Origin of the sequence: Mesorhizobium sp. M8A.F.Ca.ET.218.01.1.1 (genome assembly GCF_004791165.1) — a bacterium.
GTDB lineage: Bacteria > Pseudomonadota > Alphaproteobacteria > Rhizobiales > Rhizobiaceae > Mesorhizobium.
The window spans coordinates 291,654-308,125 of record NZ_SRUZ01000006.1 but is presented as its reverse complement, the minus strand read 5'-3'; the positions used below and the strand labels follow the sequence as shown (position 1 = coordinate 308,125).

Genomic DNA, 16,472 nt, shown 5'->3' with positions numbered 1-16,472 from the left:
GCCGACAGACCCCGGCCGGGCAATCGAGCCCGCGCGGGAAACCTTTATAAAATTCCTATTTCTTTGCGCCCCGCGCCGTCTCGAACCTTTATGGCGATCGGGTCCATATTCGCACGACCAAGATTTGGTGCCACGTCAATGAACATGCGGCGGGGGTTGTCATGGTATTGCGAGCCTTTCCAGGAAGGCACGCAGTACAAAGCACAAGGAACAGGCAAAATGGACATTATCATGCTCGGGATCGGAGTTTTGTTCTTCGCCGTGTCCCTCGCCTACGTCAGAGCCTGCGACAGAATTTAAGCGGAAGGATCGAACCATGCTTGTCGACTACATCCTCGGTGGCGGCGTCACCTTGTTCCTGCTCGCTTACCTGACCTACGCCCTCATTCGCCCAGAGCGTTTCTAGTCCACCGGTGCACGGAAGCTACATCATGACCATGAACGGATGGATACAGATCCTCATCTTCTGCGGGATCCTCGTTTTGCTGGTGAAGCCGCTCGGCGGCTACATGCACCGCGTCTTCAACGGCGATCGCACGCCGCTTTCGTCGGTCCTCGGCCCGCTCGAGCGCGGACTCTACCGCATTTGCGGAACCAGCGATCGTGAGGAACAGCACTGGACCACATATGCGGTGTCCCTGCTGCTGTTCAACCTGGCGGGCTTCCTGGTGCTCTACTTCCTGCAGCGCATGCAAGGCAGCCTGCCCTACAATCCGGCCGGCATGAGCGCGGTCGACCCGGCGCTCGCCTTCAACACCGCCGCCAGCTTCATGACCAACACCAACTGGCAGAACTACGGCGGCGAAAGCACGATGTCCTACCTCGTGCAGATGGCCGGCCTGACGGTCCAGAATTTCGTTTCGGCGGCCACCGGCATCGCCATCGCCATCGCGCTGATCCGTGGATTTGCCCGCGCTTCGGGAAAATCGATCGGCAATTTCTGGGTCGATATGACGCGCGCCACGCTCTACGTGCTTTTGCCGCTCTGCATCGTGCTCACCCTTGTCTATGTCTGGCTCGGCATGCCGCAGACGCTCGGGCCTTATGTCGATGCCACCACGCTCGAGGGCGCCAGGCAGACGATCGCGCTCGGCCCGGTCGCCTCGCAGGTCGCCATCAAGATGCTCGGCACCAATGGCGGCGGGTTCTTCAATGCCAATGCGGCACATCCCTTCGAGAACCCCGACGCCATCTCCAACCTGATCCAGATGCTGTCGATCTTCGTCGTCGGCGCTGCCTTGACCAACGTCTTCGGCCGCATGGTCGGCAACCAGCGCCAGGGCTGGGCGATCCTTGCCTCGATGGGCGTGCTGTTCATCGCCGGCGTCGCCGTCTGCTACTGGGCGGAAGCCGCGGGCAATCCGCTGGTGCATGCGCTCGGCATCGACGGCGGCAACATGGAAGGCAAGGAGACCCGTTTCGGCATCGCGCTGTCGGCTTTGTTCGCGGTCATCACCACGGCGGCTTCCTGCGGCGCGGTCAACGCCATGCATGACTCGTTCACCGCGCTCGGCGGCATGATCCCGCTCATCAACATGCAACTCGGCGAGGTCATCGTCGGCGGTGTCGGTGCCGGTTTCTACGGCATGCTGATGTTCATTCTGATCGCCGTCTTCGTCGCCGGCCTGATGGTCGGCCGCACGCCCGAATATCTCGGCAAGAAGATCGAGGCCAAGGAGGTCAAGATGGCGATGCTGGCCATCCTGTGCCTGCCGCTGGCGATGCTGGTCTTCACGGCCATCGCGGTGGTGCTGCCGAGCGCGGTCGCCTCGATCGCCAATGGCGGGCCGCACGGCTTCTCCGAAATCCTCTACGCCTACACCTCGGCGGCGGCGAACAACGGCTCGGCCTTCGGCGGCCTCACCGGCAACACGCCCTGGTACAACATCACCATCGGCATCGGCATGCTGATGGGCCGTTTCCTGGTCATCATCCCGGCGCTCGCCATCGCCGGCGCGTTGGCGGCGAAAAAGACCGTGCCCGCCTCGGCCGGCACTTTCCCGACCGACAGTCCGCTGTTCGTCGGGCTGCTGGTCGGCGTCATCGTCATCGTCGGCGGGCTGACTTTCTTCCCGGCGCTTGCCGTCGGACCTGTTGTCGAGCACCTGGCGATGATCCATGGACAGACATTCTGAGGTGGCCATGTCCTGGTTCAGCAACAAGCGCCGTCATGTCAGGCATCGGCCCGATCCGGGGAAGGAGGGGCTGCCGCCTCCTTTCCCGACCATGTCGACCTTTCTCGGACTTGCCGGCGCCATGATCGCGCTTTGGCTGCTGGCCTACGGGCTTCCCCATCTTTTTTCGGCATCCGACCAATCGGCGCCGCACACCAACACTGAAGCCGGAGCTTCAAAATGAGCCAGTCAAAATCGGCCAGCATCATGGATGCCGGCATCCTGTGGCCCGCCATCGGCGGCGCCTTCCGCAAACTCGATCCGCGCACGCTGGCCCGCAATCCGGTGATGTTCGTCGTCGCCGTGGTGTCGGCGCTGACATCGGTGCTGTTCGTCAAGGACCTCGTCACCGGCGGCGGCGATCTGCGCTTCACGCTACAGATCATCATCTGGCTGTGGTTCACGGTGCTGTTCGCCAATTTCGCCGAAGCCGTCGCCGAAGGGCGCGGCAAGGCGCAGGCGGATTCGCTGCGCAAGGCGCGCACGGAAACCCAGGCAAAGCTCCTGGCCGGCGAGGACCGGACAAAGTTCAAGCTGGTGCCCGGCACCAGCCTGAAGGTCGGCGACATCGTGCTGGTCGAGGCCGGCGACATCATCCCGTCCGACGGCGAGGTGGTGGAAGGCGTCGCGTCGGTCAACGAGGCGGCGATCACAGGCGAGTCCGCGCCGGTGATCCGCGAATCCGGCGGCGACCGCTCGGCGGTCACCGGCGGCACGCAGGTGCTGTCCGACTGGATCCGCGTGCGCATCACCGCCGCCGCCGGCCATACTTTCCTCGATCGCATGATCTCGCTGGTCGAAGGCGCCGAGCGCCAGAAGACGCCGAACGAGATCGCGCTCAACATCCTGCTCGTCGGTATGACGCTGATCTTCGTGCTGGCCACCGCGACGATCCCGAGCTTTGCCTCCTACTCGGGTGGCTACATTTCGGTGACCGTGCTCGTCGCCCTGTTCGTGACGCTGATCCCGACCACGATCGGCGCGCTGCTGTCGGCCATCGGCATTGCCGGCATGGACCGCCTGGTGCGCTTCAATGTGCTGGCCATGTCGGGCCGCGCCGTGGAAGCCGCCGGTGATGTCGATACGCTGCTGCTCGACAAGACCGGCACGATCACGCTCGGCAATCGCCAGGCGACGGAATTCCGCCCGGTCAAGGGCGTCAGCGAGCAGGAACTGGCCGACGCGGCACAGCTTGCCTCGCTCGCCGACGAGACGCCGGAAGGCCGCTCGATCGTGGTGCTGGCCAAGGAGAAATATGCCATCAGGGCCCGCGACATGGCGACGTTGCATGCCACGTTCGTGCCCTTCACGGCACAGACCCGCATGAGTGGCGTCGACATAGACGGCTCCTCGGTGCGCAAGGGCGCGGTCGATTCGATCCTGACCTATGTCAGCCAGCCGACATCGGCCACGCACGGCATACGGCCCGGAGGCGATACCGTGCGCAACCTGCAGGCGATCGCCGACGAGGTCGCCAAATCGGGCGGTACGCCGCTGGCGGTCGAGCGGGACGGGCGCCTGCTCGGCGTCGTCCACCTGAAGGATATCGTCAAGGGCGGTATCCGCGAGCGCTTCGCCGAACTGCGCAGCATGGGCATCCGCACGGTGATGATCACCGGCGACAATCCGATGACGGCGGCAGCCATCGCGGCGGAAGCCGGCGTCGACGACTTCCTCGCCCAGGCGACGCCCGAGGACAAGCTGAAGCTGATCCGTGACGAGCAGGCCAAGGGCAAGCTGGTCGCCATGTGCGGTGACGGCACCAACGACGCGCCAGCACTCGCGCAGGCCGATGTCGGCGTGGCCATGAACACCGGCACGGTCGCCGCCCGCGAGGCCGGCAACATGGTCGATCTGGACAGCGATCCGACCAAGCTGATCGAGATCGTCGAAATCGGCAAGGCGCTGTTGATGACGCGCGGTTCGCTGACGACCTTCTCCATCGCCAATGACGTCGCCAAGTACTTCGCCATCATTCCGGCCATGTTCGCCGTCTTCTACGTCGCGCCCGGCCAGACGACCGGCCCGCTGCAGGCGCTCAACATCATGCACCTGGCGACGCCGCAGAGCGCCATCCTGTCGGCCATCATCTTCAACGCGCTGATCATCATCGCGCTGATCCCGTTGTCGCTGCGCGGTGTGAAGTACCGGGCGATCGGCGCCGGTGCGCTGCTCAGCCGCAATCTTCTCGTCTACGGCCTCGGCGGCATCGTCGTGCCGTTCGCCGGCATCAAGATAATCGACATGGCGGTCACCGCCCTTGGCCTTGCATAAGGATCGTTCCGATGCTCAAGCAAATCAGACCCGCGATCATCATGATCGTTTTCTTCACCGTGCTGACCGGGCTCGTCTATCCCATCGGCATGACCGGTATCGCCCAGGCGCTGTTCCCGCGCCAGGCCAATGGCAGCCTGGTCGAGAAGGACGGCAAGGTAATCGGCTCCGACCTGATCGGCCAGGCCTTCGCCAGCGACAAATATTTCCACGGACGGCCTTCGGCCGCGGGCAATGGCTATGATGCCGGCGCCTCAGGCGGTTCCAATCTCGGCCCGACCAACCCGAAGCTCATCGAGCGCATCAAGGGCGAAGCCGAGAAGCTGAAGGCGGAAAATCCGAACGCGCCGGTGCCGATGGACCTGGTGACCGCATCCGGCAGCGGCCTTGATCCGCAGATCAGCCCGCAGGCCGCTTATTTCCAGGTTCCGCGCGTGGCTAAGGCCAGGGGCATCGACGAGGCCAAGGTCAAGGCGCTCGTCGACGGCCAGGTCGAGGACCGGGAATTGGGCGTGCTCGGCGAGCCGGCGGTCAATGTGCTGGCTCTCAACCTGGCGCTGGATGCAGCGAAATAGTTGATGGCAGGCGCCGGGGATCGACACGGTCCCCGGCGCCATTCATGATCGGACCCGATGCCGGACGACAGAAGCAACGTCGAAAACAGACCATCCCCCGACGCGCTGCTCGAGCATGCCGAGCGGGAAGGGCGCGGCCGTCTGCGCATATTCCTGGGCGCGGCACCGGGTGTCGGCAAGACTTACGAGATGCTGATGTCGGGCCGTGCCAGGCTGGCCGACGGCGTCGACGTGGTGATCGGCGTGGTCGAGACGCATGGCCGCAAGGAAACCCAGACCCTGGTCGAGGGATATGAAGTCATTGCCCGCCGCAAGGTCGACTACAAGGGGCGTGTCCTCGACGAGATGGACATCGACGCCATCCTTGCCCGGCGCCCGGCGCTGGTCCTGGTCGACGAACTCGCCCACACCAATGCGCCCGGCAGCCGCCACCCCAAGCGCTACCTCGACGTCCAGGAAATCCTGGCGCGGGGCATAGACGTCTATACGACGCTCAACATCCAGCATGTCGAAAGCCTGAACGACGTCGTCGCCCAGATCACCCGGGTCCGGGTGCGCGAGACCGTTCCCGATTCCATCATCGACCGGGCCGACGATGTCGAAATCATCGATCTGACGCCCGACGACCTGATCAAGCGGCTCGAGGAGGGGAAGGTTTATTTCCCCAACACGGCGCAGCGTGCCGTCGAGAACTATTTTTCGCCAGGCAATCTGACGGCGTTGCGGGAACTGGCGCTGCGCCGTACCGCCCAGCGCGTCGACGAACAGTTGCTCAACCACATGCAGTCCCACGCCATCCAGGGTCCGTGGGCGGCGGGCGAAAGGGTGCTCGTCTGCGTCGATGCGCGTCCAGGCGGGGCAGCCCGCATTCGCTATGCACGCAGGCTGGCCGACAGGCTTCGTGCGCCATGGACGGCGCTTCATGTCGATACGCCGCGCTCGGCCGGCATGTCCGAGGACGACAAGGACAGGCTCGCCACGCTCCTGCGCCTCGCCGAGCAGCTCGGCGCCGAGGTGACGACCATTCCGGGCCAGAGCGTCGCGCAGGACATCGTGCGCCATGCGACGGCGAACAATTTCACCCACATCGTGGTCGGCAGGCCGACCCGGTCGCGCTGGCGGGAACTTATCGAGGGGTCGCTCACCTATGATCTGATCCGCAACGCCGGCGACATCAGCGTCCATGTCATCTCGGGCACCGAGCGCGAAACCGAGGCGTCGGCAAGGCGGGTCAAGGCGGCGGCCGAGCAGAGGCAGTTCCAGGTCTGGCCCTATCTGCTCGCCACCGCCTATGTCGCCGGTTCATTGGCGGTCACCACGGCGCTCGACCAGTTTCTCGATGTCCGCAACCTGGCGATCGTCTTCCTGCTCGGAGTGCTGACGTCGGCGGTGGCGGGCGGCCTGTGGCCGGCGCTCTATGCCTGCTTCCTGAGCGCGCTGGCCTTCAACTATTTCTTCCTCGAGCCGCGCTACACGCTGACGATCCGGGATCCGGAGAGCATCGTCGCGCTCGCCGTCTTCCTTGCCGTCGCGGTGATCGCCAGCAATCTCACCGCGCGCGTGCAGCGTCAGGCCGCCGCCGCCCGCTCGCGAGCGCGGGCAACCGAGGACATCTATCTCTTCTCCAAGAAGCTCGCCGGCGCCGGCACGCTCGACGACGTGCTCTGGGCCACCGCCTTCCAGATCGCCTCGATGCTGAAGCTGCGCGTGGTGCTGCTGCTGCCGGAAGACGGCACGATCACGGTCAAGGCAGGCTATCCGCCCGACGACACGCTGGCCGAGGCCGACATCGCCGCCGCCCGCTGGGCCTGGGAGCACAACCGTGCCGCGGGACGCGGCGCCGACACGCTGCCCGGCGCCAAGCGCCTCTATCTCCCCTTGCGCACGGGGCGCACGGCAATCGGTGTCGTCGGCCTCGACAATGACAAGCAAGGTCCGCTTTTGACGCCCGAACAGCAGCGGCTGCTCGACGCGCTGGCCGATCAGGCGGCGGTGGCGATCGAACGTGTCCAGCTCGTCGCCGATGTCGACCGCGCCAAGCTCGCCGCCGAAGCCGACCGGTTGCGTTCGGCCCTGCTGACCTCGATTTCGCATGACCTGAAGACGCCGCTCGCGGCCATCATGGGAGCGGCCGGCACACTCAAGGAGTTCGCGCCTGATCTGCCCGAGCAGGACAGGGTGGAGCTTCTGTCGGCGGTGATCGACGAATCGGAACGGCTGAACCGCTTCATCGCCAACCTGCTCGACATGACCAAGATCGAGTCCGGTGCGATGGAGCCGAACTACGCCCTCCACTATCTCGGCGATATCGTCGGCACGGCGCTCGACCGCGCCCGCAAGATCACCAGCGAACACAAGATCGAGGTCGATATTCCGCCCGACTTGCCGATGGTTAGGCTTGATCCCGTGCTGTTCGAGCAGGTCCTGTTCAACCTTCTCGACAATGCCTCGAAATATTCGCCGCCCGGCTCGACGATCCGCGTCCAGGGATGGACCGACAATGGCTCCGTCGTCGTGCAGATCATGGATGAGGGGCCGGGCATTCCGGCGCAGGACCTGGAACGCGTGTTCGACACTTTCTACCGGGTGCGCAAGGGTGATCAGGTGCGCGCCGGCACCGGGCTCGGCCTGTCGATCTGCCGTGGCTTCGTCGAGGCGATGGGCGGCACGATCACGGCCGCCAACCGGACCGACCGCTCCGGTGGCGCCTTCACCATCCGGATGCCGGTGCCGGCGGAATTGCCCGATGTCGGCAATGGCGGCGACGAGCCCGGCGAGGATCAGCCTCGATGACCAATTCCAATGTCAGGATACTGGTTGTCGATGACGAGCCGCCGATCCGCAAGCTGCTGCGGGTCGGCCTCGCCAGCCAGGGTTACGCGGTCAGCGAGGCGCCGAACGCCAAGGTGGCGATCGAGCTGATCGAACAGGAAAAGCCCGACCTGGTGTTGCTCGATCTCGGCCTGCCCGGCATGGGGGGGCATGACCTCCTGCGCCAATGGCGTGACGGGGGCATCGACATTCCTGTCGTCATCCTCTCCAGCCGCACCGACGAGGCCGGCATCGTCAGCGCGCTCGAACTCGGCGCCGACGATTATGTCACCAAGCCGTTCGGCATGAACGAACTGGTGGCCCGCATCCGCGTGGCGTTGCGGCACAAGTTCCAGCAACAGGGCGAGAAGCCCGTTTTCCAGAGTGGAGACCTCAGCGTCGATCTGGTCAAGCGCATCGTCAGGGTCGAGGACCGGGAGGTGAAGCTCTCGCCGAAGGAGTACGACATACTGCGCATCCTGGTGCAGCACGCCGGCAAGGTGCTCACCCACCACTTCATCCTGAAGCAGATCTGGGACGATTCGACCGACGTGCAGTATCTCAGGGTCTATGTGCGCCAGCTCAGGCAGAAGATCGAAAAAACCCCCGACCAGCCGCGCTACATCACCACCGAAACCGGTGTCGGCTATCGGCTGCGCGTCGAGTGAACAACCCGTCCGCCGGAACCGGCGTCAGCCGATGACCGCGAGCGGCCGATTTGCCGCCGCTGATGTCCGCAAGGCGGCGAGACAGCCAAGAATGCCGAGCGGCACGAAGGCAAGGAACAGCCAGCTCGCGACATCAGCGGCCGCGTCATGGGTGAGGCCCTGCGAAAAACCGCTGGCATTGGCGACGGTGCCGGCAAGGGCGGCACCCACGGCATAGCCGATGCGCTGCATGGTTGGCACCGCGGCCGAGGCAATGGTCTGCTCGTCGTCCGGGGCGGAGGCGACGATGACGCGGGTCAGGAACGGCCAGGAAATGCCGAAGCCGCCGCCCTGCAACAGGGCGCAGACCAGGATCAGCGGGATCGAGCCCAGCGGTATCGTGTAGGCGAAGCCGGCGATGCCCGCCGCGATCATCAGTGCGCCGCAGACGATGATCAGCCTTTCGCGCCGCGGCGGCGCGTTGGCGACGAGGATCGACAGGATCGACCAGGCGATCGATTCGGCGGCGATGATGTAGCCGGTGGTCAGCAGCGGAATGTCGTGCAGGCTGGTCAGCAGCAGCGGTCCGTAGACGCCGAAGGAGCAGGTCGCGATGGAAAAGGCGGCGACCATGGTCATGCCGGCGCCCACTGGCGTGCGCCACGAGAACAGCCGCGCCGGGAAAAGCCGGGAGCGCGGCTTCAGCGCGTCGATGTAGAAGAACAACGCCAGCCCGGCGAGGCCCAGCACGATCAGCAGCGAGGAACGCAACAGGGCGATGTCGACGCCGGCCGAGGCAATCAGCACCACGGCGATGGCAAGGCAGCCAAGCGCCATGAACGGGAAGGGCGGCGCCTTGCCGGCTCCGGTGCTGGGCCTTGTCGCTTCCGGTGTGTCGAGCACGAGGAAGCTTGCCAGCGCCATGGCGGTGCCGCCGAGAGTGAAGACGCCGAAGGCCCAGCGCCACGACAGCAATTCGGTCATAACAGCGCCGAGCAGGGGACCGCTGAAGGCAGCGACGCCCCAGATCGCCGACATGATGCCGAAAAGCTGCGGCCAGATGGCACGCGAAAACAGCCGCTCGACCGAGACGAAGGCCAGCGACACCAGCGCGCCGCCGCCCAGCCCCTCGATCAGACGGCCGGCCAGGAACAATTGCATCGAAGGCGAGGCGGCGCAGATCAGCGCCCCGGCGGCGTAAAGTAGCGCAGCGACCACCATGTTGGTGCGCAGCGCCACATAGCTGACCAGCCGTCCGGCCGCGGCACCGGCGACGATGGCGCCAAGTTCGTAGATCGCCAGCGACCAGCCGACGAGTTGCACGCCGGCCAGTTCACCGACCATGGCCGGCATGACCGTCGCCACCATCGTCTCATTGGTGGCGTGCAGCAGGATGCCGAGGCTGATGAAGCAGAAGCGCGCGAGGTCTCCGCTCGCCCACAAGGCGCGCCAATCGACCTTCTTTGTGCTGATTTCAGTCATGTCCATCCCTGCTTTGCATATCTTGCTGCAGCCCCATGGTGCCAGAGGCCAGCGCGAGGCTTCCGGCAGGACCATGCGCGCCGCGTCGAGACGCGGCCTTGCTCGGGGCGGGTTTGTAGAACCTCAACCTCAGTTGAGCTCAAGCGATTTTTTCGAGACATGTTTGGGCCAGTGTCGTCCTGAACGGACCGCTGGCGATTAGTTCTCGGTGCTGCGCAACTGGAACTGGCTGACGCCGATGGCGAGATTGATGCCGGTCTGCGTCTGCAGGCTGAGCGGCTGCAGGGTGAAGGCCTGCGAGGAGCCGCCGACCAGCAAATTGGCGCCGGCGCCGACGGCGGCGGTCACTTCGGCGCTGGCGCCGACATAGTCACCCGCCAATGCGCCCGGCGCGTAGATGTTCTTCAGCGGCGTCAGCACCAGCCAGCGCATCACCGCCTGCTTGGTCGTGCCGATGTCGAGGCCATATTTGTTGACGGCGCCGAAATAGGCTTCCGGCGCGAAGCTCTTGTCGGCCGGGGTGAAGGTGCAGCTCAGATCCTTGCTCGAGCCGAAGATGAAGCCGGTGCCGCCTGATATGGCGCATTCAAGCGTGCCGAGCTCCACGCCCTGGTCTTGCGCCTGTGCCGTGCCGGCAAGCATGGTTGCGATCATGGCAGCGGCGATGGCTGTCCTCGGCATGGCGTCCCCCAAAATCAAACGGCGCGGAACCATCCTATCCGGTTCCGCGCCGTAGAGTGAAGGGTCTGGAGCCGAGGCTCCAAACCTCTTATTTGAGCGAGTGGATCAGTTCCAGCGAAGTCACCGCCACGGCGAGGTTGACGCCGGTCTGCGCCTGGACGCTGAGCGGCTCCAGCATGAAGGCGCTGTCGAAGCCGCCGACCAGAAGGTTGGCGCCGCCGCCGGTCACGACGCTCGCCTCGGCGTTGACGCCGTAGTAGCTACCGGCAAGGTCGCCCGCGTCACGGTCGCGCGTCGCGGCAAAAACCGCCCAGACGAGCTGGCCCTGGTGCGTCTTGCCGACATCGACACCGAGCTTCGAGATGACGCCGGTATAAATTTCCGACGGCCCGTGATGATGGGGCCGGAAGACGCAGGACACGCCCTTGTTGGACGCAACGATATAGCCGGTGCCGCCATCGATGGTGCAGTCGAGCGTGCCGAGTTGCAGCCTGCCGGCGCTGGCCGGGGCGGCGGCGAATACGGTCGTTGCAAGGGCGGCGGCGCAGACGAGTTTCTTGATCATGAGAGGGTCCTTTCGCAGTCAGTCTTCAATAACGTCTCGGGTCCCGCGACCGTTCCGCTGAAAACTTGGCGCGAACAAGGCAAGGGTTAACGGCTTGCCACCGCGGTTAACACAGGGTTGCCGGTTTGATGGCGATCCGACGCGCCGCGTGTCCTTTCGGACACGCACATGATGCAGTGGGGCGCTTGGCGCGGGCCTGCGGAGCCAGTGTCAGCTGACGCGGGCGAGGCCGTCCTTGGCCGGCTGGTAGCTGGGGTTGAGGCGCACGGCCTCGCGATAGGCCTTCGCCGCCTTGGCCTTGTCGCCGCGCCGTTCGTAGATCAGCGCCTGGTTGGCCCAGGCCTCGGCGTTCTGGCCATCGAGCTTGATGGCCATGTTGAAGTCGGAGAAGGCATTGTCCTCGTCGCCGGTCGCCAGATAGGAGAGGCCACGGCCGTTGTAGGGCTCGGCGGCATCCGGCGCCAGCGAGATGGCGGTCGAGAAATCCTCGATGGCGAATTTGTGCTGGCCCTGGCTCTGATAGATCAGGCCGCGATTGTGGTAGGCACGGGCGTCCGTCGTGTCGAGCTGGATCGCTTTCTGGAAGTCGTTGAAGGCATCCTGGGTGCGGCCCGCCTTGCGGTAGAGATTGCCGCGGCCGATATAGGCGGCGTCGTAATTGCCGTTGATCTGGATCGAGCGGTTGTAGTCGGCAAGGGCGGCTTCCTGGTTGCCGAGGAAGCGCTGGATGAGGGCTCGGTTCGAATAGGCCTGGTAGAAATTCGGATTGAGCTGGATGGCCTGGTTGAAGTCCTTGAGCGCAGCCTGGTACTGGCCGCCGCGACCATAGGCCGAACCGCGGACATTGTAGCCTTCGGGATCCTGGGGATTGCGCTGGATGACCGCCGACAGCGAGGAGATGTTCTCGCTCGACCCTTGCGCCTTGTCGATATTGTTGAATTCGCCGGCCGGGCCCGATGTCTGGCAGCCGGCAAGTACCAGTCCGGAAAGCAGGGCCGCTGTCAGGGCGAAACCACGCAATGCGGTTCCGCGCTCCACGCTTGTTGCGTTCATGTCTGCCCTGTCCTCACTTGCGCCGTCGTTCAGGTCCGGTTCCCCCTCCGGGCCGGGTCACAATCAAAATAAAAGGGTGGCGGCGATTCCGCATCGCGCCACCCTGGTATCCTTCGAAAAGGACGAAATATTGGCGATAATCAGCGCGGCGGACGCGCTGCGCCGGCGGCACCGCCAGCAGCAACCGGACGCGGGGTCATCGGCAGCAGGCCTTCGCGCTGTGCGCGCTTGCGGGCCAGCTTGCGGGCGCGGCGAACAGCTTCGGCCTTTTCACGGGCGCGCTTCTCGGAAGGCTTCTCGTAGTGGCCGCGCATCTTCATTTCGCGGAAAATGCCTTCGCGCTGCATCTTCTTCTTCAGCGCGCGAAGCGCCTGATCAACGTTATTGTCGCGGACGAGTACCTGCACGGGCAATCCTGTCTTTCGGGTTTGATATCAACAGGCAAGCAGCCATAGCCACAAGCCTCCGCGGCGCTCGACACCACGAATTGTGGCGGCTGATAGCAGAATCAAGCCTCGCTGTCCACAGTCGAAATGACGGACGGCAGCCAAATTGCCACGGTCGCCTGGAGATAGGGCGCCGTTACGCCGTGGCCAGGTGCAACCGCTCGAAATCCTCGAAGAACTCACCGTAATCACAGGTGATCTCCTCGCCGACGGCGATATCCCGAGTCGCGGTGGCGCCGCCATAGCGCGAAAAATCGGTGTTCGGGGTCGCCGAATGGTTCATGAAGCGGCCATTGTCGACCTCATAGACCATGAAGCCGGGCTTGTCCGGGCTCGGATAGGCGTAACGGTCGAGCAGTTCCTTCAGGGGCGGCGAGGCCGCCTCGTATTTTTCCATCGGGATCAGCCGATCGAAATCCGGATCGAGGCGCCAGATCGAGGCGCCCTTGCGGATCGGCTCGGCGGCGAACATGCCGACGCCTTCGATTGCGCTCTGCGCGACATAGGTTCGGATCAGCATCATGGTTCCAGGACCCGTCTTGGCAAGAAGACCCGTTTCGACAGGAAACGGAATCGCCAAATCGCGCCGAAAAAGCAAGACCGGCGGCCTGCGTCACAACGACGAACAGGCCTGTTCCCCGTAAAAATCCTTCACGTCCGGTTGATCGACACGCCGCCATCGGCAAAAAGCGCGGTTCCCGTGGTGAAACTCGAGGCGTCGGAGGCCAGGTAAAGCGCGGAGCGGGCGATCTCTTGCGGTTGCGCCATGCGCTTCAGGGCATGGAGGCCCTCGACGAAGGCGCGTGCCTCGGGCGTGGTCGTCGTCGCGCCTGGTGTGTCGGTGCCGCCCGGCAGCAGCGCGTTGACGCGCAGTCCTTGCGGTCCGTATTCGGCGGCCAACACCTGCGTCAATCCGATCAGGCCTGCCTTGGCGGCGGCGTAGGCGGCCATGCCCGGCATGCCGGCGGTGTAACCGACAAAGCTCGACGTGAAGATCAGTGAGCCGCCGCCGCGCTCCAGCATGGCCGGTATCTGATACTTCGCGCCGAGAAAGGCGCTGGTCAGATTGGTGTCCATCGTCCCGTGCCATGTCTGTGCCGACATGTCGGGGACTGGTCCCATCAGTCCGACAGAGCCGGCATTGTTCAACGCGATGTCGAGTCCGCCGAAGCTGCCGACCGCCAACTCGACGAGGGCTTTCGCGTAGGTCTCGTCCGTGACATCCCCGGCGAGAGCGACGGCCGTGCCGCCGGCGTCCTCGATTTCGGCGGCGATCACATCAAGCTCGGTTTGGCGGCGGGCGGAAATGACGAGCCTGGCGCCCTCCTCGGCGAACAGTTTGGCGGTGGCGCGGCCGATGCCGGAACTGGCACCGGTGACGATGGCGATCTTGTTTGAAAGTGCGAGCATGTCTGGGCATCCCTGTCCTTCGCGCCAGCCTTGCCGGCGATCGGATGCTTGATCGCAGGTTGGCGGTACAGCAGCCACCCGATACGTGCAGAGGTTCGCACCAACTATTGCCGAAGCAGCCATGCCAGACGGTCTAGCGAGAACGCGTAGCTGATGACGATCAGCACGGCCATGATGATGCCCGTGGCGGCATGGCCTGCCAGATGGAAACCCGCCGCGCCGCCGAACAGGACGACGAATTCCAGCGCCAGCCTGACAGCGCCCGGCACAGGCACCGGTGCCCGGCCTGAACGGCTCGGATCATTGAGGACCGCGAAGGTACCCCATGCCGCGGCTGCGGCGAGCGGCAAGGCAATGGGCAGGACCCAACGCCACGCTCCGTCCGAGAAATGCCAGCCCGCCATGCCAAGGCCGAGCAGGGCGGCCATCTCCAGCAGGAAACGCAATGTCAGATTCCACCAGGCGCTGCCCATCATCATTCTCCGAATCCCCGGCAGGGAGAAGTGTTACTGAAGGCAATCATCGGAGCCAGGCGGGATACCTCTTTTTCAGCGCGGCGCAAAACGGCAAGCGCCGTCGCAAACAGCGCAAGGATAGCAGCGCCGTTTCGCTAGTGATACACCTCGCGCGCCGGGGCTTGATGATGAACGCCCGGCTGCCATTTGCGAGGCTGGACCGTGAAGAAATACTCTGTATTCGCCATCGCCCGAGAGGCCATGCGCGGCCACAAGGGATGGGAGGAGCAATGGTCCTCGCCTGAGCCTAAAAAGGAATACGACGTCATCATCGTCGGCGCGGGCGGCCATGGCCTGGCCACCGCCTATTATCTCGCCACGGTGCATGGCATCACCAATGTCGCGGTGCTGGAAAAGGGTTGGCTGGGCGGCGGCAACACCGGGCGCAACACCACCATCATCCGTTCCAACTATCTCTATGACGAGAGCGCCGGCATTTACGACCATGCGCTGAAGCTGTGGGACGGGCTCTCCCAGGAGCTCAACTACAACGTCATGTATTCGGCGCGCGGCGTCATGATGCTGGCGCACAATGTGCACGACATTCAGGTGCTGAAGCGCCATGTCCACGCCAACCGGCTGAACGGCATCGACAATGAATGGCTGACGCCGGAGCAGGCCAAGGAATTCTGCCCGCCGCTCAACACCTCGAAGGACGCGCGCTATCCGGTCGTCGGGGCCGCCTTGCAGCGCCGCGGCGGCACGGCGCGCCACGACGCGGTCGCCTGGGGCTATGCGCGCGGCGCTTCGGCTCGCGGCGTCCATATCATCCAGAACTGCGAGGTCACCGGCGTCAAGCGGGCCGCCAATGGCGCGGTCATGGGCGTCGATACGACGCGCGGCTTCATCGGCGCCAAGAAAGTCGGCGTGGTCGCCGCCGGCCATTCCTCCGTCATCATGAACATGGCTGGCGTGCGCATGCCGCTGGAAAGCTATCCGCTGCAGGCGCTGGTATCGGAGCCGATCAAGCCGGTCGTGCCTTGCGTGGTGATGTCGAACACGGTGCACGCCTATATCTCGCAGTCCGACAAGGGCGAACTGGTGATCGGCGCCGGCACCGACCAGTATGTCTCCTATTCGCAGACCGGCGGGCTTCACATTCTCCAGCACACGCTCGACGCCATCTGCGAGATGTTCCCGATCTTCACGCGCATGAAGATGCTGCGCTCGTGGGGCGGCATCGTCGACGTCACGCCCGACCGCTCGCCGATCCTGGCCAAGACGCCGGTGCCGGGCCTCTATGTCAATTGCGGCTGGGGCACGGGCGGCTTCAAGGCGACGCCGGGCTCGGGCCATGTCTTTGCCCACACCATCGCCAAGGACGATCCGCATCCGATCAATGCGCCCTTCACCATCGAACGCTTCCGCACCGGCCGCCTCATCGACGAGGCGGCGGCGGCGGCGGTGGCGCACTGATGATGGCGCAGATGGCTGTCGCTATGCCGCTGATGCTGGCGGGGGAACAAGGCATGTTCCATTTTCCGACAGTGGCGGAGGTGCGGCTGCAGCCGATTGCGCGCGCCGGCAACGAAGCCGGATGGCCGTTTTCGGTCGATGAGGGGACGCTCACCTGCGTCTGGAGTGGCGGCCAGAAAGTGGTGATGTTCTTCGAAGGCCGGCCGCCCGAGCTGGATGAGGACGAGGACTTCACGCCGCGTGGCGTGATCGTCACCACCGACCCGCTGCAATTGACGCTCGGCAACATGGCCAACCGCGATCTGTTTCGTGCCGCGGCAAGCGTCGAGGAGCGGCTGCGGCTCGTCGCCCCGTTCATGGCCATGGGCCAAAAGCTTTGCGATCAACCCGCCGGCGCGCGCGTCGGCCACGGCGAATTGTAGG

General features: G+C 64.7%; 17 protein-coding genes. 9 read left to right on the top strand and 8 right to left on the bottom strand.

The features are described from left to right. The first annotated feature begins 316 nt into the window (after positions 1–316). Genes kdpF through EN861_RS22730 form a run of 7 tightly spaced genes read left to right on the top strand, consistent with a single transcriptional unit; the run spans position 317 to position 8,502 of the window. Entirely contained in the window at positions 317–406 is a 90-nt protein-coding gene (gene kdpF / locus EN861_RS22760; RefSeq protein ID WP_015315765.1) for a K(+)-transporting ATPase subunit F, read from the top strand. A gap of 25 nt (positions 407–431) precedes the next feature. Then, entirely contained in the window at positions 432–2,135 is a 1,704-nt protein-coding gene (gene kdpA / locus EN861_RS22755) for a potassium-transporting ATPase subunit KdpA (protein ID WP_135865678.1), read from the top strand. After that, positions 2,119–2,358, top strand: coding sequence for a hypothetical protein (locus tag EN861_RS22750; RefSeq protein ID WP_245512084.1), 240 nt, complete (start codon positions 2,119–2,121; stop codon positions 2,356–2,358). The genes kdpA and EN861_RS22750 overlap by 17 nt, the downstream gene beginning before the upstream one ends. After that, complete coding sequence (gene kdpB / locus EN861_RS22745) at positions 2,355–4,448, top strand: potassium-transporting ATPase subunit KdpB (RefSeq protein WP_135865677.1); 2,094 nt, start codon at positions 2,355–2,357, stop codon at positions 4,446–4,448. The genes EN861_RS22750 and kdpB overlap by 4 nt, the downstream gene beginning before the upstream one ends. Positions 4,449–4,459: 11 nt before the next feature. Next, positions 4,460–5,023, top strand: coding sequence for a potassium-transporting ATPase subunit KdpC (gene kdpC / locus EN861_RS22740; RefSeq protein ID WP_127275467.1), 564 nt, complete (start codon positions 4,460–4,462; stop codon positions 5,021–5,023). A gap of 57 nt (positions 5,024–5,080) precedes the next feature. Further along, the gene (locus EN861_RS22735; protein ID WP_135865676.1) at positions 5,081–7,816 is read left to right on the top strand and encodes a sensor histidine kinase KdpD; all 2,736 of its coding nucleotides are present in this window, start codon (positions 5,081–5,083) and stop codon (positions 7,814–7,816) included. Then, positions 7,813–8,502, top strand: coding sequence for a response regulator transcription factor (locus tag EN861_RS22730; RefSeq protein WP_127869947.1), 690 nt, complete (start codon positions 7,813–7,815; stop codon positions 8,500–8,502). Before EN861_RS22735 ends, EN861_RS22730 begins: the two co-directional genes overlap by 4 nt. A gap of 24 nt (positions 8,503–8,526) precedes the next feature. Here EN861_RS22730 and EN861_RS22725 read toward each other — a convergent pair whose 3' ends face one another. From EN861_RS22725 to EN861_RS22690, 8 genes are all read right to left on the bottom strand, one after another. After that, entirely contained in the window at positions 8,527–9,963 is a 1,437-nt protein-coding gene (locus EN861_RS22725) for an MFS transporter (RefSeq protein ID WP_135865675.1), read from the bottom strand. Positions 9,964–10,161: 198 nt separating this feature from the next. Further along, positions 10,162–10,644: a DUF992 domain-containing protein gene (locus EN861_RS22720; protein ID WP_127275463.1), complete on the bottom strand. Its 483-nt coding sequence runs from the start codon at positions 10,642–10,644 to the stop codon at positions 10,162–10,164. An 88-nt stretch (positions 10,645–10,732) separates the two neighbouring features. After that, positions 10,733–11,209 carry a DUF992 domain-containing protein gene (locus EN861_RS22715; RefSeq protein WP_127275462.1) on the bottom strand — a complete coding sequence of 159 codons (477 nt, stop codon included), beginning with the start codon at positions 11,207–11,209 and terminating at the stop codon, positions 10,733–10,735. A gap of 210 nt (positions 11,210–11,419) precedes the next feature. Further along, entirely contained in the window at positions 11,420–12,262 is an 843-nt protein-coding gene (locus tag EN861_RS22710; protein WP_127275461.1) for a tetratricopeptide repeat protein, read from the bottom strand. A 140-nt stretch (positions 12,263–12,402) separates the two neighbouring features. Further along, a complete protein-coding gene (gene rpsU, locus EN861_RS22705) occupies positions 12,403–12,669 on the bottom strand; it encodes a 30S ribosomal protein S21 (RefSeq protein WP_010911429.1) in 267 nt (88 codons plus the stop codon). Positions 12,670–12,844: 175 nt separating this feature from the next. Then, positions 12,845–13,231: an SET domain-containing protein-lysine N-methyltransferase gene (locus EN861_RS22700; RefSeq protein ID WP_127275460.1), complete on the bottom strand. Its 387-nt coding sequence runs from the start codon at positions 13,229–13,231 to the stop codon at positions 12,845–12,847. 128 nt (positions 13,232–13,359) lie between these two features. Further along, entirely contained in the window at positions 13,360–14,118 is a 759-nt protein-coding gene (locus EN861_RS22695) for an SDR family oxidoreductase (RefSeq protein WP_135865673.1), read from the bottom strand. Between the two features lie 104 nt (positions 14,119–14,222). Next, positions 14,223–14,597 carry a YrdB family protein gene (locus EN861_RS22690; RefSeq protein ID WP_245511690.1) on the bottom strand — a complete coding sequence of 125 codons (375 nt, stop codon included), beginning with the start codon at positions 14,595–14,597 and terminating at the stop codon, positions 14,223–14,225. 198 nt (positions 14,598–14,795) lie between these two features. On the opposite strand from EN861_RS22690, the gene EN861_RS22685 reads away from it, so the two are divergent. Both EN861_RS22685 and EN861_RS22680 read left to right on the top strand, forming a co-directional pair. After that, positions 14,796–16,049, top strand: coding sequence for a sarcosine oxidase subunit beta (locus EN861_RS22685; protein WP_127869944.1), 1,254 nt, complete (start codon positions 14,796–14,798; stop codon positions 16,047–16,049). Next, on the top strand, positions 16,049–16,471 hold the full coding sequence (locus EN861_RS22680; RefSeq protein WP_127279075.1) for a hypothetical protein: 423 nt from the start codon (positions 16,049–16,051) through the stop codon (positions 16,469–16,471). The genes EN861_RS22685 and EN861_RS22680 overlap by 1 nt, the downstream gene beginning before the upstream one ends. Position 16,472 lies beyond the last annotated feature (1 nt).